The organism is Geodermatophilus sp. SYSU D00766 (assembly GCF_054049915.1).
This window is the reverse complement of sequence record NZ_JBJGYI010000023.1, coordinates 59,172-77,312: the sequence shown is the minus strand read 5'-3', so window position 1 is coordinate 77,312 and position 18,141 is coordinate 59,172. Positions and strand designations below refer to the sequence as shown.

The following is an 18,141-nucleotide window of genomic DNA, read 5'->3' as shown; positions in this document are numbered from 1 at the left end:
CACCGGCCGGTGGGGACGGGGCCCTCGTCGTGTCGGGACCGCCGGGTGCGGGTCAGCGCTGCACGAAGTCGCTGTGCGCGCTGTCCTGCCACCACTGGTAGAGGGTGGCCAGGCCCTCCTGGCCGCCGTTGGCGATCACGACGATGCCCTCGGCGGCGAACTCGTCCTGGGTCCAGTACAGGACGGCGTTGTTGTCGGCGTTCACGAAGCAGCCGAGCCGGCCGGCGCTCTGCCCGTTGATCGTGTACTCGTCGTAGCCCTGACCGGTGGCGCAGTCCGGCTGGCCGGTGAACGCGCTGACGCCCTCGCGCTCCATGTCGGCGAGGAAGACCTCGCTGACGGCCGCCGCGTCCTCGTACAGGTAGAACGACGACGCCTCGGGGCCGGGCTGGGTCGCCGCGGCACCGCAGTTCACGGTCGCGATGTCGCCGTCGCCGGCCGGGTCCCCGGTCTGGCAGGCGGCGGGGTCGAAGTCGCCGGGGATGATCCCGAGCAGCTGCTCCTCCGGGTCGGGGTCGGTGGTGCCGCCCGTGTCCGTGCCGGTCCCGGTGTCCGTGCCCGTGCCGGTGTCCGTGCCGGTGTCGGAGCCGCCGTCGGCGGTGGTGTCGGTCGGGGTGTCGCTCCCGCCGAAGCCGCCGGCCAGTGCGATGACCCCGATGACCACGGCCACCAGCGCCGCCGCGATCCCGCCGATGAGCAGCGGCAGCCGGTTGCGCCGACCCGCGCCGGTCGGTGTGGCCCCGCCGGGGGACGGGACGAAGCCCTGGCCGGCCGGGGGGCCGTAGCCGGTGGGGCCGCCGGGGTTGGACGGCGGCCCGTAGCCGGTGGGGGCGCCGGGGTTCGACGGCGGGCCGTAGCCGGTGGGCGGCCCCGGGTTGGACGGCGGCCCGTAGCCGGTCGCGACGCCGGGGTTGGACGGCGGGCCGTACCCGGTGGGGGCGCCGGGGTCGGACGGCGGGCCGTAGCCGGTCGCGACGCCCGGGCCCGCCGGCGCGGCGTAGGCAGCCGCGGGGACACCGGTGACCGAGGGGGCACCGTACGTGCCGGGCGGGCCGGGGTTGGAGAAGCCCACGGTGTGCGGCCGCACCGGCAGCGGCGTGACCGAGGTCGGCGGCGCGGCCTCGGGCCGGGGGGCGACCCCCGCCGAGGACAGCGCCGCCCGCGCGGCCGCGGCGAGCTCACCGCAGCTGCCGTAGCGCTCGCCGGGCTCCTTGGCCAGGCCCTTGAGGACGACGTCGTCGAGGCCGTGCGGCAGGCCCGGCCGCAGCTGCGACGGCGGCGTGGGTGGGTTGTTGAGGTGGGCGAACATGAGCGTGGCCAGCCCGTCGCCGGTGAACGGCCGGCGGCCGGTGAGGCACTCGAACAGCACGCAGGCCAGCGCGTAGACGTCGACGCGCTTGTCGATCGGCTGCTCGAGGAACCGCTCGGGCGCCATGTAGTCGAACGACCCGAGCGCCGCGCCGGTCTGGGTGAGCGCCGGCCCCTGCCCGTCCGACGTGGACCGGGCGATGCCGAAGTCCACCAGGTACACGAACTCGTCGTCGCCGGTGCCGGTGAGCAGCACGTTGGACGGCTTGACGTCGCGGTGCACCAGGCCGTCGGCGTGGGCGGCGTCGAGGGCCCGTGCGGTCTGGCTGACGATCGACACCGCCCGCTCGGGGCTCATCGGCCCCTGCTCGGCCAGCACCGCCGCCACGTCGCGGCCGGGCACCAGGCGCATGTCGAGGAACAGCCGCCCGTCGATCTCGCCGTAGCGGTGGATCGGGACGATGTGCGGCTCGTTGAGCCGGGCCGCCAGGTGCGCCTCGCGCCGGAACCGCTCCCGGTAGCCGGAGTCGGAGGCCAGGTGCTCGGAGAGCACCTTGAGCGCGACCGTGCGGTCGTGCTCGGTGTCGAAGGCGCGGTAGACCTCGCCCATCCCGCCGCGGCCGAGCAGCGCCTCGATGCGATAGGGGCCGAACTGTTGCAACTCCACCGGTGTTCCTCCGTGTGCCGCAGCCCGGGCGCTCGTCGGATCCGGGCGCCGGGTGCGGGTCGTCGGCGGAGTCTAGGGACGGCGACCGACCCCGACCAGCGTCCTCGCCACGGCAGGTGGTCGCGGTTGCGCATCGGCGATCTGCGTCCTCGCCCGCACGGGCGAGGTCGCAGAACTGGCGCGCAGGAAACGGTAGGCGGATCGGCGGAGCGTCACTAGCTTGCACTCGCTCTCGGGCCCCCACGCCCACCCCTGCGAACGGAAGAAGCACGATGAGTCAGCCCCCCGGCCCGTACGGCGCGCCGAGCCAGTACGCCCCGCCCGGTCAGTACGGCGCCCCCGCCCAGTACGGCGCCCCCGGCCAGTACGGCGCCCCCGCGGGCCCCGGCGGCCCCGGTGCCTTCGGTCCGGGCGGACCGGGTGGTCCGGGCGGCCCGGGCGGGTTCGGCCCCGGCGGCTACGCCCGGCCGCCGCAGAGGAAGAGCGTGCTGCCCTGGGTGGTCACCGCCCTGGTCGTGGTGGCCGCCGGCGTCGGCGTGCTCCTGTTCTTCCTGCTCCGCGGTGACGACACCCCCGCCACCCAGGCCGCGGGCTCGTCCTCGTCGGCCGAGTCCTCCCAGGGCTCGGACGAGGGCTCCGGGGAGGGCTCCGGCGGCAGCGAGGGCGCCGGCGGCGGGATGGAGATGGGCGGTCCGGTGACCGTCCCCGGCGGCGCGGGCACGCCCGGCGGCGGGGGCAGCACCGGCGGCGGTACCACCGGCGGCGGCAGCACCGGCGGCGGCAGCACCGGCGGCGGCAGCACCGGCGGCGGGATGACCGAGCAGACCGGCGGCACCGACACCGGCCAGTACGAGGGCTCCGGCGACATCGCGCTCGCCTGGGTGCAGGCGGCCTTCGACTTCGACTACACCACGCTCTACAACATCTCCTGCGCCGGGCTGCAGGACGCCGCGGTGCAGGGGTCGCAGGGCACGGAGTTCGCGCCCGACGAGTACCTGACGCTCTTCTTCTACACCGACGTCCTCGGTGGCCTGGCCATCACCGACGGCGTCCTGGTGAGCGTGGAGTACGACGCGGCCAACGCCGTCGACGTCGCCACCTTCGAGCTCACCCTCGAGGACGGCAGCGTCCAGACCGTCCAGCTCTGGGTGGACCAGAACCTGCTCGTCTGCAACTTCGGCTGACCGCACCCACCCGACGGCCGGTCCCCGCACCCGCGGGGGCCGGCCGTCGGCGTCCGTCCGCCGCTGCTGCTGCACCATGGGCCGGTGTTCGCGGTGACCCGGTTGCGGGTGTCCCCGTCGGCGGCCGCCGACCTGTCCACCGACCTCGACCGGTTGCTGGCCGCGCTCGCCGCACGTCCCGGCTTCCTCGGCGGCGAGGCCGGCCGGTGCGCCGACGACCCGGGCCTGTGGGCGCTGGTCACGCGCTGGGGCGGCGTCGGCGCCTACCGCCGCGCGCTGTCGGCCGCGGAGGTGAAGATCGCCGGGGCGCCGGTGTGGCTGCACGCGGTCGACGAGCCGGGGGCCTACCTCCCGCCGGGATGAGCCGCCGCCACCGCGCGGGTGCGTAGCCTGCGTCGGACAGGACGAGCCGGGGGAGGACAGGCGCGATGACCCAGCCGCCGCAGGACGGGACACCGCCCGACCGCACCCGCGAGGCCCGCCTGCCCCCGGTGCCGCGGGGCCCGGGCCGGCCGGCGGTGCCCGACCAGCCCACCGACCGGCTCGCCGGAGGACCGCCCGAGCAGCGGGACCCGACCCTGCGGCTCGGTGGCCCGGCGGCGCCCGGGCCCCCGCAGCCTCCCCCCGGCCAGCAGCCCCCGTGGGGCCAGCAGCCGCCCTACGGGCAGCAGCCCCCCTGGGGACAGCAGCAGCCCCCCTGGGGACAGCAGCCGCCGTACGGCGCCCCCGGCTACGGCGCGCCGGGCTACGGCGGCCCGGGCTACGGCCCCCCCGGCTACGCACCGCCGCAGCCGCCGAAGAGGGGCCGCGGCCCGCTGATCGCCCTGCTCGCCGCGCTCGGCGTCGTGCTCGTGGGCGGCGGCGTGCTGGCCGTGCTCCTGCTGACCCGGGACGACGGCGGCAGCGGGGCCGCGCCGGCGAGCACCTCGGCGAGCACCTCGGCGACCACCTCCTCGAGCGCACCGACCTCGTCGTCGTCGCCGTCGTCGTCGGCCGGGCCCACCGGCGGGGGCGGCTTCGGCGGCGGCGCGGGGGCTCCCACCGGCGGCGGGGGTGGCGGTGCCGGCGGCGGTGAGCTCAACCTCCCCGAGAGCCCGGAGTTCGCCGCGGCCTGGGTGCAGGCGGTGGTGGACCGCGACGGCGAGACCGCCCGCGCCGACCTGTGCGCCGACGGGCAGGCCCAGCTCCCCGACGCCGCGGCGCTGCTGGCCGACTTCGACGCCTTCCTCGGCGGGCAGATCACCGACGGCACGGCCACCGGTGCCGCCCCCGCGGGCGACGTCGACGAGGTCACCTTCGACGTCACGCTCGACGACGGCAGCCAGGTCTCCTTCGTCGTCACCGTCGTCGACGAGGGCGGGCCGGCCGTCTGCGGCTACACGCAGGCCTGACGCGGCGCCGTCAGCCGCCGAAGAGGGTCTCCAGCTGGGCCCGGAAGGTCAGCACCGACAGCGTGCCGAACAGCAGGATCGCCCACACCAGCGCACCCAGCCGCACGCCGCGCACGCGGATCGGTGCCGGCAGGATCCTGCGGTTGACCAGGATCAGCAGGCCCGCGTAGAGGAACATCATGAACCCGCCGACGACGGCGGAGATCACCAGCAGCACCAGGGGCTGGTCGAGGCCGGCCAGCAGCACCACGATGCCGACGAGGACCAGGCCCCACACCAGCGCCGCGTAGACCTTGCTCTCGTTGGCGTCGCGGGCGTACGAGGTCTTGATGACGTCGGCGGCGAGCCGGCTGGTGTAGTCGACGATCCCCAGTGCGGCGGCGAAGAGCGCGAAGGCGCCGACCGCCCAGAAGAAGTACTGGAACCAGGAGCCGACCCGCTCGCCCAGCACCTGCCCCTCGGTCTCGATGAAGCCGATGTCGTTGGAGACGTCGTCGCGGCCGAACACCGTCGAGTAGGCCAGCAGCGAGGTGAACAGGATCGTGACGAACGTGATCAGCACGAACGTGGACAGCTGCTCGACGTTGGCGAACCGCCACCAGCCGCGCCACCGACGCAGGTTGTCCGGGGTCGGCTCGAACACGTAGCCGGTGCTCGGCACCGCCTCCGGCTCGCCGGTCACCGGGCTCATCAGACGCGGCACGTAGGCGCCCATGCCGAAGCCCTTGTCGCGGATCCAGTTGGACTGCACCAGGTTCTGCCCGCCGCCGCCGCCGGCGAAGGCCAGCGCGCCGAGCAGCAGGGCGAAGCCCAGCTCCTCGGCCGGGATGCGCGGCCGGGTGACCACCTGCGGCAGGTCCGACCACGCCGAGGCGCCCACCGCCACGACCGCGGCCACGGCGAAGAGCAGCAGCACCGCCGCGACCTTGAGCATCTGCGCCCGCTCCAGCGCGACGTAGACGACCGGCGCGAGGGTGAGGACCAGCCCGATGACGACCAGCATGCCGATCGCGATCCAGCGCGGGTCCCCGCCGCCGACCAGGTAGGTGACCAGGGTCGCCGAGCTGGTCGACCAGCCCGGCCACAGGTTGGCGAAGTAGGTGAGCAGCGCGAACACCAGGCCCCAGTGCCGCCAGAACCGGCTGAACCCGGTGAGCGCGGTCTCGCCGGTGGCCAGCGTGTACCGCTCGATCTCCATGTTGAGGAAGTACTGGGTGACCAGCCCGACCAGGGCCGCCCACACGAAGACCAGCCCGACCTGGGAGGCGATGTAGGGGTAGAGGATGAACTCCCCGGAGGCCAGGCCGACGCCGGCGGCGATGATGCCCGGGCCGATCAGCCGCAGGTAGCGGCGCGGCTCGTCGGGCATGTCCCGGACCTCGGGCCGCGGGTGGTGGCGCGTGGGGAACGCGGCGGCGACGTCCGCCCCCGGGGCGCCCCGGGCGGCTCCGGCGCGGTCTGACCTGGCCATCGGACCTCCTCGGGCGTGGCCGCCGGTCCCCGACGGCGTCTCGGCGCTGCCCAGGGGGTCAGTCTGGCCGGGGACGGACGGCGACGCCACGTGTCGCCCGACTACCGTGGGCGGGTCAGCCGCCGACCGCCAGCCGGATGGAGCACCGAGCTCGTGAGCGCCAGCACCACCCACGACCCCGCCCGCCTCGACAAGGTGGTCAACCTCTGCAAGCGCCGGGGGTTCGTCTTCCCGTCCGGCGAGATCTACGGCGGCACCCGCTCGGCCTGGGACTACGGGCCCCTCGGCGTCGAGCTCAAGGAGAACATCAAGAAGCAGTGGTGGCGCACCGTCGTCCAGAGCCGTGACGACGTCGTCGGCCTGGACTCCTCGGTGATCCTGCCGCGGCAGGTCTGGGTGGCCTCCGGCCACGTGGGCGTGTTCACCGACCCCCTCGTCGAGTGCCTGCACTGCCACAAGCGCTTCCGGGCCGACCACCTGGAGGAGGACTTCGCGGCGCGCAAGGGCCACGAGGCCGAGCACGGCCTGCTGGACATCTCCTGCCCGAACTGCGGCACCAAGGGCCGGTGGACCGAGCCGCGCGACTTCAACATGATGCTCAAGACCTACCTCGGCCCGGTCGAGGACGAGTCGGGACTGCACTACCTGCGCCCGGAGACCGCGCAGGGCATCTTCGTGAACTTCGCCAACGTCATGGGGGCGGCGCGGAGGAAGCCGCCGTTCGGCATCGGCCAGATCGGCAAGTCCTTCCGCAACGAGATCACCCCGGGCAACTTCATCTTCCGCACCCGCGAGTTCGAGCAGATGGAGATGGAGTTCTTCGTCGAGCCGGGCACCGACGAGGAGTGGCACCAGTACTGGATCGACGAGCGCACCCGCTGGTACGTCGACCTGGGGATCGACCGGGACAACCTGCGGCACTACGAGCACCCGAAGGAGAAGCTGTCGCACTACTCGACGCGCACCGTCGACATCGAGTACCGCTTCGGCTTCCAGGGCTCGGAGTGGGGTGAGCTGGAGGGCATCGCCAACCGCACCGACTTCGACCTGAAGACGCACTCGGAGCACTCCGGCGTCGACCTGTCCTACTTCGACCAGGCGGACAACACCCGCTGGACGCCCTACGTCATCGAGCCGGCAGCGGGGCTGACCCGCTCGCTGATGGCGTTCCTCGTCGAGGCCTACACCGAGGACGAGGCGCCCAACGCCAAGGGCGGCGTCGACACCCGCACCGTGCTGCGGCTGGACCCCCGCCTGGCGCCGGTCAAGGCCGCCGTCCTGCCGCTGTCGCGCAACGCCGACCTCTCGCCCAAGGCCCGCGACCTCGCCGCAAGGCTGCGCCGCACCTGGAACGTCGACTTCGACGACGCCGGCGCGATCGGCCGCCGCTACCGCCGCCAGGACGAGATCGGCACCCCGTTCTGCCTCACCGTCGACTTCGACACCCTCGAGGACCAGGCGGTCACCGTGCGGGGCCGCGACTCGATGGGCCAGGAGCGCGTCGGGCTGGACCAGGTCGAGAGCTACCTGGCCGCCCGCCTGCCCGGCTGCTGACGCGGGCGCGTCCGCGGACCTGCCCGCGTGCAGATCCGCGGACGTGCCCGGGTCTACCGGGCCGCGCGCCGGCCCGGGCGCTGCCGCTGCGGCGCGACGGCGGGGGCGGCCGGGTGCACCGCGGGGCCGCCGTCCTCGAGCAGGTCCCGGGCCGCGGCCAGGACGGCGGGGACGGGGACGCCGGCCACCAGGGACCGGTCGTGCCCGCAGCGGGACCGGCTCTGGTCGACCCCGCAGACCGGGCAGTCGGTGCGGGCAGAGACGGCGACGCGGTGCCGCCGCCGGGTCAGCGGCCCGGCGTTGAGCAGGTTGTGCTCGAGGAAGACGCCGACGGTCGCCGTCCCCACCGCCGCCGCGAGGTGCCGCGGGCCGGAGTCGTTGGCGACCACCACCCGGCAGCGCGCCAGGACGCCGGCCAGCGCCCCCAGCGACAGCCGCCCGACCAGGTCCAGCAGCGGCGCCGGCGTCGCCGCGCGGATCGCGTCGGCCGCCCGCCGGTCGTCGGCCCCCGAGCCCACGACCACCACCCGCACGCCGTCGGCGGCCAGGGCGCCGGCGACGGCTGCGAAGCAGGCGGCCGGCCAGCGGCGCCGCGGGTCGCTGGCGCCGGGGTGCAGGGCGACCAGCGGCTCGGGCCCGGCGGGCAGGACGGCGTCGGCGGCCGCGGCGTCGGCCGGGGTGACCGCCAGCCGCGGCTCCAGGGTGACCGGCACGGCGCCCACCAGCCCGACCAGCTCCAGGCAGCGCAGCACCTCGTGCTGGTCGTAGACGTAGGGCAGCCAGCGGTCCAGCGGCGGGGCTCCCTCGTCCCGCGCGCCGGCGGTGACCCGCGCGCCCAGGGCGGTCACCAGCGGGTTGGAGTTGCCGCCACCGCCGTGCAGCTGCAGCGCCAGGTCGTAGCCCTCGGCCCGCTGCGCGCGCAGGAAGCGGTGCACCTCGGGGTGGTCGCGGGAGGCGCCCGGCGCGTCGTGGACGCCGGGCCACGGCGGGACGGCGACCACGCGGTCCCACGGCCCGGGCCGGCCCTCGAGCAGCTCGGCGTGCCACGGCCTGCCCAGGTAGGTGATCTCCGCGTCGGGGTGGGCCGCCCGCAGCGCGGCGAGCGCCGGGAGGGTCATCACCAGGTCGCCCAGCAGGTTCGCGCGCAGGACGGCGATGCGCTCCACGCCGGGCACGGGTGCGCCGGCGGGCGGGAGCGGCGCTGACCTCGACACGCGTCCTCCTGACCTCGGGCTGCGGAGAACCGCCGTGCCCAACCAGAACGCCCTCGACACGTGCGCCGGCCGGACACCTGCGTACACCTCGGTGTGTACGCTGAGCCCGTGGGCCGGACGAACATCGACATCGACGACGACCTGATCTCCCGGGTCATGCGCCGGTACGGCCTGCAGACCAAGAAGGACGCCGTCGACTTCGCGCTCCGCCAGGTCAGCGCGGCGCCCATGACCCCCCGCGAGATGCACGCCATGCGGGGCAGCGGCTGGGACGGCGACCTCGACGGGACCCGCCGTGGGGAGGCCGAGGAGCTGGCCGGGCAGTGGCCGGTCGACCCGGCTGCGCAGGAGTGACCGTCCTCGTCGACTCCTCGGTCTGGATCGCCTACCTGCGCGGCGAGGCGGGGGTCGAGACCGACCTGCTCCACGGGCTGATCGCCCGTGGGGAGGCCGCGGCGACCGACGTCGTCCTCCTGGAGGTCCTGGCCGGGACGACCGCCGAGGAACGCGCCGGGCAGCTCGCCCGGTTCCTCGCCGGCGCGGAGCTGCTCCGCCAGGAGTCCCCGGTCGACGTGGAGACCGCCGCCGCCCTGTACCGGGCCTGCCGTCGGGCCGGGGAGACACCGCGTTCGCTCAACGACTGCGTCGTGGCCGCCGTGGCGCTGCGGCACGGGGTCGGCGTCCTGCACCGCGACCGCGACTTCGCCGTCCTCGCCCGGCACACGGGGCTGCGGACCCTGCCGGCGCCGGCGTGAGGTCGTGCACTTCCGCGGAAGCCCCCGACAGGGCCCGCCTACCCTGGACGGCGTGACGAGCACCCTGGCGCCGGCGGTCGTCCCGCTGCAGCTCGGGCCGCTCACCGTGGACCCCGCCGTGGTGCTCGCGCCGATGGCCGGCATCACCAACCCGGCGTTCCGCACCCTGTGCCGCGAGTTCGGCGCCGGCCTCTACGTCTGCGAGATGATCACCACGCGGGCGCTGGTCGAGCGCAACGAGAAGACGCTGCGGATGATCCGGGCCACGCCGGAGGAGGCGGCGGCCGGCTTCTCCGTGCAGCTCTACGGCGTCGACCCGGCCACCGTCGGGCGGGCGGTGGAGATGCTGGTCGACGAGGAGGTCGCGGGCACCCGCCCGGCGCACGTCGACCTCAACTTCGGCTGCCCGGTGCCCAAGGTGACCCGCAAGGGCGGGGGCTCGGCGCTGCCGTGGCGGCGGGTCCTGTTCCGCGACATCGTCCGAGCCGCGGTGCGCGCCGCCCGCGACGTGCCGGTCACCGTCAAGACCCGCATCGGCATCGACGACGACCACGTCACCTACCTCGACGCCGGCCGGATCGCGCAGGACGAGGGCGCCGCGGCGATCACCCTGCACGGGCGCACCGCCGACCAGCTCTACAGCGGCACCGCCGACTGGGCGCCGATCGCGCGGCTGGTCGAGGCCGTCGGCATCCCGGTCCTCGGCAACGGCGACGTCTGGGAGGCCGACGACGCCCTGCGGATGGTCGAGACGACCGGCTGCGCCGGCGTCGTCGTCGGGCGGGGGTGCCTGGGCCGGCCGTGGCTGTTCGGCGACCTGGCCGCGGCCTTCGCCGGCTCCCCGCGGCGGGCGCTGCCGACGCTGCGCGAGGTCGCCGCCGTCATGCACCGGCACGCGCAGCTGCTGTCGGCCGGGCAGGGCGAGCTGCACGGCTGCACCGACTTCCGCAAGCACGTCGCCTGGTACCTCAAGGGTTTCTCGGTCGGCTCCGACGTCCGCCGTGCCCTGGCCATGGTCAGCTCCCTCGACGAGCTGGCCGGCCTGCTCGACCGCATCGAGGACCAGCCCTACCCGACGGCGGTCCTCGGCGGTCCGCGCGGGCGCACCAGCAGCCCGCGGCCGGTGGCGCTGCCCGAGGGCTGGCTCGACGACCGTGACGACCCGCGCCCCCCGGCGGGCGCCGAGCTGGAGACGAGCGGCGGATGACCGGCCCGTACCTCTACGACGAGGGCCCCGAGCGGCTGCACACCAGCACCCCGCGCCGCCGCAACGGGCTCGTCCTGGGCATCTTCGGCGCCACCGTCGCCGTCGGCGTCGGGATGGTGGTCGCCCTGCCGCTGGTCAAGGGGACGGCGGAGGAGCAGGCCCGCGAGGTGGTCGGCGTCTTCACCGCGGCACTGGCCGCCGGCGACCTCGAGACCGCCGGCGGGCTGCTGTGCCAGGCCGAGCACGACCGCGCCGACACCGAGGGCGTGGACGTCGGCGAGGTCGCCGCCGGGTACGCCCGGCCGGGCACCGCCGAGATCCTGGCCGTCGAGCCGGGGGAGCAGGGGGACCGGGACTCCCAGGAGGTCCGGGTCCGGTGGGACGACGGCGGGACCGGCACCGAGACGACGCTGGTCGTGGTGCTCGAGGAGGGCCCGCGGGTCTGCGGGACCTCCGGCTGAGGCGGGCGCCGCGGCCACGACGGGAGCCCTTTCCCGACCCGGCCCCGGCTGTCACCATGTGCGCCGCCCGGCGGGGAGCCGACCGGGCCCGCACGAGAGGAACCCCGGTGTCGCAGCCGCCCCACCCGTCCGCGCCCTACGCCCCGGCCGGTCCGTACGCCCCCGCGGGTCCGTACGTCCCCCCGGCCCCGGCCGCGCCGCCCGCCCCCGTCGGGGTCGCCCCGGCCGCGCCGCCGGTGCCGCCGCCGGCCGCGCCCACCCAGGTCGGCTTCCCGGGACAGGTGCAGCTGCCGCCGCAGCCGCAGTACGCGCCCACGCCGCAGCAGGCGGCCGCGATGCAACAGGGGCCGCCGGCCACCGGCTTCCCGCTCTACGTGTCCCCGCCGCCCTCGCCGGTGAACCGCACCGGCCTCTACGTCGGCGTCCTCGTCTGCGTGCTGACGATCCTGTTCGCCGTCGTCGGCTTCGTCCTCGTGGCCTGACGTCCCCGCCGGCCGGGGCCCTCCGGCTCCCCGACCGCCACACCGGTCCCGGCTGCCGCGCCCGGCACGGGCCCCGTGTTATCCATGACCGGTGGCGCGGGTGGGGTCTCTGGTGTCGCGGGTGTTCGCCGCGGCCGTCCTCGCCGCCCTGCTGCTCGTCGCCTCGACGGCGGTCGCGATCTGGTGGACGGCGCGCCAGGACGCCCGCCCGTCGTCGGACGCGATCGTGGTGCTGGGGTCGGCCCAGTACAACGGCGTGCCGTCGTCGATCTTCGAGGCGCGGCTGGAGCACGCCGCGTCGCTGTGGGAGGACGGCGTCGCGCCGGTCGTGGTGACCGTCGGCGGGAAGGCGGCCGGGGACCAGTTCACCGAGGCCGAGGCCGGCCGGGACTACCTGCTCGACGCCGGGATCCCCGAGGAGTCGCTGCTGGCGGTGCCCGAGGGCGTCGACACGCTGGAGAGCATGCGCGCGGTCGGCACCGCCTTCGACGAGCGCGGCTGGTCCGACGCGGTCCTGGTCACCGACCCCTGGCACGCCATGCGGGCCGAGCGGATGGCCGAGGACGCGGGGATCTCCGCCGAGAGCTCCCCGACCCGGCAGGGTCCGGCGGTGCAGACGCGCGGCACGCAGTTCCGGTACATCCTGCGGGAGACCGCCGCCTACCTGCTCTACCGCGTGACCGGGGAGAGCGTCGCGGGCGCACCGGGCATCGGCTGAGGAGGGCACGTGCTGGAGCTGGGCAGGGGCCGCGGGGAGCTGCCGGTGCTGCGCGACGGCGAGCCCGTGGCGCACCTGCGCTCCACCGACTTCTGGAGGGAGGGCTCGGTCGCGGTGGTCGGGGACCGCGAGTGGGTCCTCGACCGGCGGCGCGGCGGCACCCTCGCCGGCCGGTGGGCGGCCGACCCCGCGGACGCCGTCCGCCTGCGCGCCGAGCAGGTGTCGGTGTGGCGGGGCACCTGGCGGCTCGACCTCGCCGGCACCGTCGTCGACGCCGTGCCCGCCTCCTGGTGGCGGGGCACCTACCGGTTCACCGCCGGGGAGCGGACGGTGGCCGAGAGCGGGTCCACCGGCGGCTGGTCGCCCCGGCCCACGCTCACCGCGGACGAGGACCTGCCGCTCGACGCGCAGGTGTTCCTGCTGTGGCTGGTCCTGGTGCTGCAGCGGCGGGCCTACGGGGCGGCGGTCGCGGCCTCGGTGGGCGGCGCGGCCGCCGCCGGGAGCAGCTGAGCCCGACCCGTGCGGGCCGTCGTCCCGGGCCGTCGTCCCGGGAGGGGATGATCGGTGCCGGGACGCGCACCGGCGTCCCGGCAGCAGCACGACGGAGGGGGCCCATGGCCGGCCGGGGACGCATCCGAGCGGCGGACATCGCGCTGGTGCGCGAGCGCAGCCGGATCGACGAGGTGGTCGGCGAGCACCTGCAGCTCAGGCGGGCCGGGGGCGGCAGCCTCAAGGGCCTGTGCCCGTTCCACGACGAGAAGTCGCCGTCGTTCCACGTCACGCCCGCGCGCAACCTCTTCCACTGCTTCGGCTGCGGAGCCGGCGGGGACGTCATCAGCTTCGTCCAGCAGATCGACCACCTGAGCTTCACCGAGGCGGTCGAGCGGCTGGCGGCGCGGGCGAGCATCGACCTGAAGTACGAGGACGACGGCGGCCGCCCCACCGGCGCGCCCGACCGCGCGCAGGTCGGGCAGCGGGCGCGCCTGGTCGCGGCCAACACCGCGGCCGCGGAGTTCTACACCGAGCAGCTGCGCAGCCCCGAGGCGGCGCCGGCGCGGCAGTTCCTCGCCGACCGCGGCTTCGACCGGCAGGTCGCCGTCGACTTCGGCTGCGGGTACGCCCCGGGCGGCTGGGACGCGCTCACCCGGCACCTGCGCGGGAAGGGCTACACGCAGCAGGAGCTGGTGACGGCCGGGCTGGCCAAGGAGTCCTCTCGCGGCACGCTCATCGACCGCTTCCACCGGCGGCTGGTCTGGCCGATCCGCGACATCACCGGCGACGTCATCGGGTTCGGCGCCCGCAAGCTCATGGACGACGACCCCGGCCCCAAGTACCTCAACACCCCCGAGACGCCGCTGTACAAGAAGAGCACCGTCCTCTACGGCATCGAGCGGGCCAAGCGCGACATCGCCCGGCGGCACCAGGCCGTCGTCGTCGAGGGCTACACCGACGTCATGGCCTGCCACCTCGCCGGGGTGACCACGGCGGTGGCCTCCTGCGGCACCGCGTTCGGCCCCGAGCACATCAGCGTGCTGCGGCGGCTGCTCATGGACCAGGACGAGTTCCGCGGGGAGGTCGTCTACACCTTCGACGGCGACGCCGCGGGCCAGAAGGCCGCGCGGAGGGCGTTCGAGGAGGACCAGCGCTTCATCGCGCAGACGTTCGTCGCCGTCGAGCCCGACGGGCGCGACCCCTGCGAGCTGCGCCAGGCGCACGGCGACGCCGCCGTCCGCGACCTGGTGGCCCGGCGGACGCCGCTGATCGAGTTCGTGCTGCGCACCACGCTGGCCGAGTACGACCTCGACACCGTCGAGGGCCGGGTGGCCGCGCTCGACCGGACCGCGCCGCTGCTCGCCCAGGTCAAGGACCACGCGCTGCGCCCGGCCTACGCCCGGCGGCTGGCCGGGCTGATCGGCGACACCGACGAGGGGGAGGTGCTCGAGCGGGTCCGGCGGATCACCGGCGGGGAGACCGCCCCGCCCCGCCGGCCGCGGCAGCCCAAGCGCACCCCTGACGACGCCGCGCTCGCCGTCGAGCGGGAGGCGGTCAAGGCGGCGCTGCAGGTGCCGGAGATCGCCGGGCCGTCGTTCGACGCCGTCCCGCCCGCCGCCTACACCGATCCCGACTACGCCGCCGTCGCCGCGGCCGTCGCGGCGGCCGGGGGAGCGGCCGCCGCCCGGGTGTCGGGTCCGGCGTGGCTGGACGAGGTGGCCGGGCACTGCGAGCGGGAGACCGCCCGCGCGCAGCTCACGGCGCTGGCGGTGGAGCCGCTGCGCTCGGTGGGCGACGCCGACGCCGTCTACGTGTCGGCTGTGCTGGCGCGGCTGCAGGAGATGGCCACCGTGCGGCAGGTGACCGCGCTGAAGGCGAAGCTGCAGCGGATGAACCCCGTCGAGCAGGGTGACGAGTACATGCGCGCGTTCTCCCGGCTGATGGCGCTCGAGCAGGAAGCCATCTCGCTGCGGCAACGGGCGATCGGCGGGCTGACGTGAGCCTGGGCGAGCGGCTGCGCCGACGGTTCGCCCGCCCGCCGGAGCCGGTGCGCGCCGTCGTCCAGGCGTCGGCGGACGCCGACGAGCGGGTGCTGGCGTGGGGGGAGCTGGCGCGCGGGCAGGGCTGGCTGACCGCCACCAGCCGCGGGCTGCGCGTGGTCCCGGCCGACCTGCGGCTCGACGCGGCCGGCGACGTCGGCGTGCTGCGCTGGCACGAGGTCGGTGCGGCCCGCTGGGCGGCGACCAACGACGGCGGTGGCACGTTCACCGTGACCGCGCTGGCCGAGGTGGAGCCCGGCGTGCAGGCGCGGGAGCCGGCCGAGCGGTACGCGCTCACCGACGCCGGCGACCTGCCGGCCGTGGTGCGCCGGCGGGTCGACCAGACCGTCGTCGCCAGTCGCCGCTCGCCGCTGCCCGGCGGGGGAGGGGTGCTGCTGGTGGCCCGGCGGGTGCCCGGTCAGGCCGCCCGCGAGTGGACCGTCGTGTTCGACGACGACGCCGACCGCACCGACCCGGAGGCCCGGGCCGTGGCGCGCGCCAAGCTGGAGGAGGCGCTCGCCGCCGAGCAGCCGGGCTGAGCCTGGCCCGCCCGGCGGCGCCTGCTCAGCCGACCGGCGGCGGGTCGGCGGGCAGCGCCGTCAGGTCGGGGGCCTCGGTGGTCGTCGCCGGGGGCAGCGTCGTGGTGCCGGTGCTGCGGGCCGGGGCCGGCGCGGGGCCGGTGTCGCGGCCCATCTTCTCCTTCACCGAGCTGACGACGTCGTCGGCGCGGGCCTGGGCCATGCCGGCCAGCCCCTGCAGCTGCGGGTTGTCCTTCGCGTCCGACCACAGGCCGAGGATCTGCTCGTAGCGCTCACGGCCGGCCTTCGCGCCGAGGACGTAGCCGGCGCCGAAGCCGAGGAGGAAGGAGAACTTGGCCACGGGGACCTCCGTGTTCGAGACGTCAACGACCGGGTGATCACGCTACGGGCGGACGCTCCCGTCCGCGATGGGAGGAGCCTGCGCAGGGCGCCCGGGGCCGTCAGGTACTGTGGACCTGCGCGCGGGCCACGCCCGCCCGTCCCCCGTAGCTCAATTGGCAGAGCATGCGACTGTTAATCGCAGGGTTATTGGTTCGAGTCCAATCGGGGGAGCAACACCGCAGGTCAGCGGCTCGTGCGGTCGGTAGATGATCTACCAAGGGCCAACAAGCGACCAACAAACCCCTCCCCCACACGGCCCGGTGCGACCGCTGTCGAGGCATCTCCGGAGAGGGCGTGACGGTGGCCGGCAATGGCGCGGCCGCACGGCGGAGTGTCGGCGGAGCCGGGCGGCCTGGGCTGAAGGGCGCTGCTACAGCGTGCGCTGCAGTGCGGCGGCGGCTTCGGGGCTGGCGAGCCGGCGGCCCATGTAGACGTCCTGGGTGAGGCTGGGCCGGGTGTGGCCGAGGTGGTCGGCGATCTGCCGGGCGGACAGCCCGGCCTCGTCGAGCCGGGTGGCGACGGTCTTGCGGAAGACGTGCGAGGTGACCCAGTCGAAGCCGGCCCGGTCGAGCGCCGCGCGTAGGTCGCCGCTGGTGTTGTTGGGATCCCGCAGCCGGCCGTGCGGGCTGCGGAAGAGCACCCTCGGGTCGGCGTCCGAGGGGATGGCGGCGCAGCGGCGGCGGAGCAGTTCGACGACGAACGGCGGCAGGGCGATGGTGCGCCGCCCGGCGTCGGACTTGGGCACCTCCTGGATGACCAGGCCGAGGCCGGGCACGCGCACGACGGTGGCGGTGACCGCCAGGGTGGCGGCGTCCAGGTCGACCGCGGTCGGGCGGATGGCGCAGGCCTCGCCGATGCGCACGCCGGTGCCGAGCATGAGGTCAACGAAGTCGGGCAGGTCCAGGCGGACGGCGTCGGGATCGGCGGCGAGTTCCTCCCGCAGTCGCTGGGCCTCGGCGACGATGAGCGCCCGCGGGGTCCTTGCCGGCCGGGTGGTGCGCCGCAGGGAGGTCTCCCGGACCGAGTTGGTGGGCAGGGCTCCGTGGCGGACGGCGAGGGCGAGGATCCCGGACAGGACGCTGCGGGTGGACTTGGCCGTGCCGACGCCGTGGCTGCTGCGGACGGCGGTCAGCAGCCGGTCGACGGCAGGGACGGTGATCTCGCGCAGCCGCAGCTCGCCCAGGCCGGGCAGGATGTAGGAGTCGACGACGAAGCGGTAGAGCCGCTTGGTGCCGGCGGCCAGCTCGCTGTCGTCGACGTCGGCCAGCCAGCGGGCGGCCAGGGCGTGCAGCCGGCTGTCCGTGGGCACCGGCGGGGTCTCGGTGCGGCCGCGGTCGCGGAAGGCCTCGCGCAGCCGCCGCTCGGCCTGCGCCCGGGTCGGGGCGTTACGGACGACGTAGCGGCGGCGTCCGTCGAGGTCGCGGAGCTGGCGCCCGCCTGCACCCGGTTTCTGCCGAGTTGCTCGAAGCGGATCGTGCCGAAGGTCCCCACAGGCAGTGGCGGCCTTCCCATGACGACTCCTCGCGCTCCCGCGGTCTGCGCTGCGGAGGTCGGCACCGCAGCCCCGGCCAGCCTCGGAGGCACCGTGGTGTCGGACCGGCGATGCGAGGTCCGGCTGGGGAGGACCCGAAACCGGTGGACGCCGGTTGACACGCGCCAGCCTTGCCCCGGCATCGGGGGAGATCCAGTTCCGGTGGCCGCCGACTCAGCCAGCCTGTCGACGGACCTCCGGTCCTTCTGCAGTCCGAGGTCGCTCGCGGGGGCGACGGCCCGTTCCTGAGTCGGCCGCCGTACCGGAGGAGGACTGGAGATCCTGCCTTCCGAGCGGCGTCGGCGAGGCGCGTCGAGGTCGCACGAGCCCGCTGTCCTCGGCGTCAGCGGATGACGACCACGTGCACATCGAGGTCGTCCGCCCAGTTCAGCCAGTACCGGTCGGCGGTGTAGGTGACGCTGGACAGGCTGCGTCCCAGGGCCAGGCAGACCCGGTCGGCCAGGCTCAGGTCGGACCGGTGCCGGTAGAAGGACGCCGCGAGCCGGGCATCGAGCCGCCCGAAGGGCGTGATGGAGATGGCCAGCTCGTCGAGCGCGGCATCGATCTCCTCGGCGGCGATCCCGACACGGGCGGCCTTCTGCAGGACCTCGGAGTAGTTGACGGCGCTGATCGTGGCATCGTCACCGGCCGCGGCGCGGGCCACGACCTCCCAGCCGGGCTCGCGGTTGATCAGCGCCAGCAGGGCCGAGGCATCCAGGACGATCACTCGCCGCTCGGACCGCCGTC

19 protein-coding genes and 1 tRNA gene are annotated in these 18,141 nt (G+C 75.5%); 14 read left to right on the top strand and 6 right to left on the bottom strand.

Translation table 11 applies throughout. The features are described from left to right. Nucleotides 1-52: 52 nt before the first annotated feature. Complete coding sequence (locus ACI8AD_RS16635; RefSeq protein ID WP_456871625.1) at nucleotides 53-1,975, bottom strand: protein kinase domain-containing protein; 1,923 nt, start codon at nucleotides 1,973-1,975, stop codon at nucleotides 53-55. Nucleotides 1,976-2,247: 272 nt separating this feature from the next. Between ACI8AD_RS16635 and ACI8AD_RS16630 the strand changes: the two genes are divergently transcribed. From ACI8AD_RS16630 to ACI8AD_RS16620, 3 genes are all read left to right on the top strand, one after another. Continuing rightward, nucleotides 2,248-3,159 carry a hypothetical protein gene (locus ACI8AD_RS16630; RefSeq protein WP_456871624.1) on the top strand — a complete coding sequence of 304 codons (912 nt, stop codon included), beginning with the start codon at nucleotides 2,248-2,250 and terminating at the stop codon, nucleotides 3,157-3,159. Nucleotides 3,160-3,243: 84 nt separating this feature from the next. Continuing rightward, the gene (locus ACI8AD_RS16625) at nucleotides 3,244-3,522 is read left to right on the top strand and encodes an antibiotic biosynthesis monooxygenase family protein (RefSeq protein ID WP_456871623.1); all 279 of its coding nucleotides are present in this window, start codon (nucleotides 3,244-3,246) and stop codon (nucleotides 3,520-3,522) included. Nucleotides 3,523-3,587: 65 nt separating this feature from the next. After that, nucleotides 3,588-4,550: a hypothetical protein gene (locus ACI8AD_RS16620; RefSeq protein WP_456871622.1), complete on the top strand. Its 963-nt coding sequence runs from the start codon at nucleotides 3,588-3,590 to the stop codon at nucleotides 4,548-4,550. 10 nt (nucleotides 4,551-4,560) lie between these two features. Here the strand turns inward: ACI8AD_RS16620 and ACI8AD_RS16615 are convergent, their stop codons facing one another. Continuing rightward, nucleotides 4,561-6,021, bottom strand: coding sequence for an Nramp family divalent metal transporter (locus ACI8AD_RS16615; RefSeq protein WP_456871621.1), 1,461 nt, complete (start codon nucleotides 6,019-6,021; stop codon nucleotides 4,561-4,563). 153 nt (nucleotides 6,022-6,174) lie between these two features. Between ACI8AD_RS16615 and ACI8AD_RS16610 the strand changes: the two genes are divergently transcribed. Beyond that, a complete protein-coding gene (locus tag ACI8AD_RS16610; protein WP_456871620.1) occupies nucleotides 6,175-7,575 on the top strand; it encodes a glycine--tRNA ligase in 1,401 nt (466 codons plus the stop codon). 53 nt (nucleotides 7,576-7,628) lie between these two features. On the opposite strand, the gene ACI8AD_RS16605 is transcribed toward ACI8AD_RS16610, so the two are convergent. Continuing rightward, a complete protein-coding gene (locus ACI8AD_RS16605) occupies nucleotides 7,629-8,789 on the bottom strand; it encodes a glycosyltransferase family 9 protein (protein WP_456871619.1) in 1,161 nt (386 codons plus the stop codon). Between the two features lie 108 nt (nucleotides 8,790-8,897). Here ACI8AD_RS16605 and ACI8AD_RS16600 point away from each other — a divergent pair, with 108 nt between their 5' ends. The 9 genes from ACI8AD_RS16600 to ACI8AD_RS16560 all read left to right on the top strand — a co-directional run bounded on the left by ACI8AD_RS16600 (nucleotide 8,898) and on the right by ACI8AD_RS16560 (nucleotide 15,482). After that, nucleotides 8,898-9,143 carry a type II toxin-antitoxin system VapB family antitoxin gene (locus ACI8AD_RS16600; protein WP_456871618.1) on the top strand — a complete coding sequence of 82 codons (246 nt, stop codon included), beginning with the start codon at nucleotides 8,898-8,900 and terminating at the stop codon, nucleotides 9,141-9,143. Next, nucleotides 9,140-9,544, top strand: a complete 405-nt coding sequence (vapC, locus tag ACI8AD_RS16595) for a type II toxin-antitoxin system VapC family toxin (protein WP_456871617.1) — start codon at nucleotides 9,140-9,142, stop codon at nucleotides 9,542-9,544. Before ACI8AD_RS16600 ends, vapC begins: the two co-directional genes overlap by 4 nt. A 52-nt stretch (nucleotides 9,545-9,596) precedes the next feature. After that, complete coding sequence (gene dusB / locus ACI8AD_RS16590; RefSeq protein WP_456871616.1) at nucleotides 9,597-10,751, top strand: tRNA dihydrouridine synthase DusB; 1,155 nt, start codon at nucleotides 9,597-9,599, stop codon at nucleotides 10,749-10,751. Continuing rightward, the gene (locus ACI8AD_RS16585; protein ID WP_456871615.1) at nucleotides 10,748-11,212 is read left to right on the top strand and encodes an Rv0361 family membrane protein; all 465 of its coding nucleotides are present in this window, start codon (nucleotides 10,748-10,750) and stop codon (nucleotides 11,210-11,212) included. Before dusB ends, ACI8AD_RS16585 begins: the two co-directional genes overlap by 4 nt. Before the next feature lie 107 nt (nucleotides 11,213-11,319). Beyond that, nucleotides 11,320-11,694 carry a hypothetical protein gene (locus ACI8AD_RS16580; protein WP_456871614.1) on the top strand — a complete coding sequence of 125 codons (375 nt, stop codon included), beginning with the start codon at nucleotides 11,320-11,322 and terminating at the stop codon, nucleotides 11,692-11,694. 100 nt (nucleotides 11,695-11,794) lie between these two features. Beyond that, on the top strand, nucleotides 11,795-12,412 hold the full coding sequence (locus ACI8AD_RS16575) for a YdcF family protein (protein ID WP_456871613.1): 618 nt from the start codon (nucleotides 11,795-11,797) through the stop codon (nucleotides 12,410-12,412). A gap of 9 nt (nucleotides 12,413-12,421) precedes the next feature. Further along, nucleotides 12,422-12,922 (top strand): hypothetical protein, encoded by a 501-nt coding sequence (locus ACI8AD_RS16570; protein ID WP_456871612.1) that lies wholly within the window; start codon nucleotides 12,422-12,424, stop codon nucleotides 12,920-12,922. Nucleotides 12,923-13,026: 104 nt separating this feature from the next. After that, nucleotides 13,027-14,904, top strand: a complete 1,878-nt coding sequence (gene dnaG / locus ACI8AD_RS16565; RefSeq protein ID WP_456871611.1) for a DNA primase — start codon at nucleotides 13,027-13,029, stop codon at nucleotides 14,902-14,904. Next, entirely contained in the window at nucleotides 14,901-15,482 is a 582-nt protein-coding gene (locus ACI8AD_RS16560; RefSeq protein ID WP_456871610.1) for a hypothetical protein, read from the top strand. The genes dnaG and ACI8AD_RS16560 overlap by 4 nt, the downstream gene beginning before the upstream one ends. Before the next feature lie 25 nt (nucleotides 15,483-15,507). Here ACI8AD_RS16560 and ACI8AD_RS16555 read toward each other — a convergent pair whose 3' ends face one another. Continuing rightward, entirely contained in the window at nucleotides 15,508-15,822 is a 315-nt protein-coding gene (locus ACI8AD_RS16555) for a YtxH domain-containing protein (protein WP_456871609.1), read from the bottom strand. A 139-nt stretch (nucleotides 15,823-15,961) separates the two neighbouring features. On the opposite strand from ACI8AD_RS16555, the gene ACI8AD_RS16550 reads away from it, so the two are divergent. Continuing rightward, nucleotides 15,962-16,034: transfer RNA gene (locus tag ACI8AD_RS16550), tRNA-Asn, on the top strand. Nucleotides 16,035-16,233: 199 nt separating this feature from the next. Here ACI8AD_RS16550 and ACI8AD_RS16545 read toward each other — a convergent pair. Together ACI8AD_RS16545 and ACI8AD_RS16540 are read right to left on the bottom strand one after the other, a co-directional pair. Then, nucleotides 16,234-17,172: a site-specific integrase gene (locus ACI8AD_RS16545; RefSeq protein ID WP_456871608.1), complete on the bottom strand. Its 939-nt coding sequence runs from the start codon at nucleotides 17,170-17,172 to the stop codon at nucleotides 16,234-16,236. 565 nt (nucleotides 17,173-17,737) lie between these two features. Beyond that, nucleotides 17,738-18,121 (bottom strand): PIN domain-containing protein, encoded by a 384-nt coding sequence (locus tag ACI8AD_RS16540; protein ID WP_456871607.1) that lies wholly within the window; start codon nucleotides 18,119-18,121, stop codon nucleotides 17,738-17,740. Nucleotides 18,122-18,141: the final 20 nt, after the last annotated feature.

What these genes read in the sequence shown, in the direction of transcription:
- ACI8AD_RS16630 (WP_456871624.1), top strand. Translation starts at nt 2,248, where the DNA reads ATGAGTCAGCCCCCCGGCCCGTACGGCGCGCCGAGCCAGTACGCCCCG.
- ACI8AD_RS16620 (WP_456871622.1), top strand. Translation starts at nt 3,588, where the DNA reads ATGACCCAGCCGCCGCAGGACGGGACACCGCCCGACCGCACCCGCGAG.
- ACI8AD_RS16615 (WP_456871621.1), bottom strand. Translation starts at nt 6,021, where the DNA reads ATGGCCAGGTCAGACCGCGCCGGAGCCGCCCGGGGCGCCCCGGGGGCG.
- ACI8AD_RS16585 (WP_456871615.1), top strand. Translation starts at nt 10,748, where the DNA reads ATGACCGGCCCGTACCTCTACGACGAGGGCCCCGAGCGGCTGCACACC.
- dnaG (WP_456871611.1), top strand. Translation starts at nt 13,027, where the DNA reads ATGGCCGGCCGGGGACGCATCCGAGCGGCGGACATCGCGCTGGTGCGC.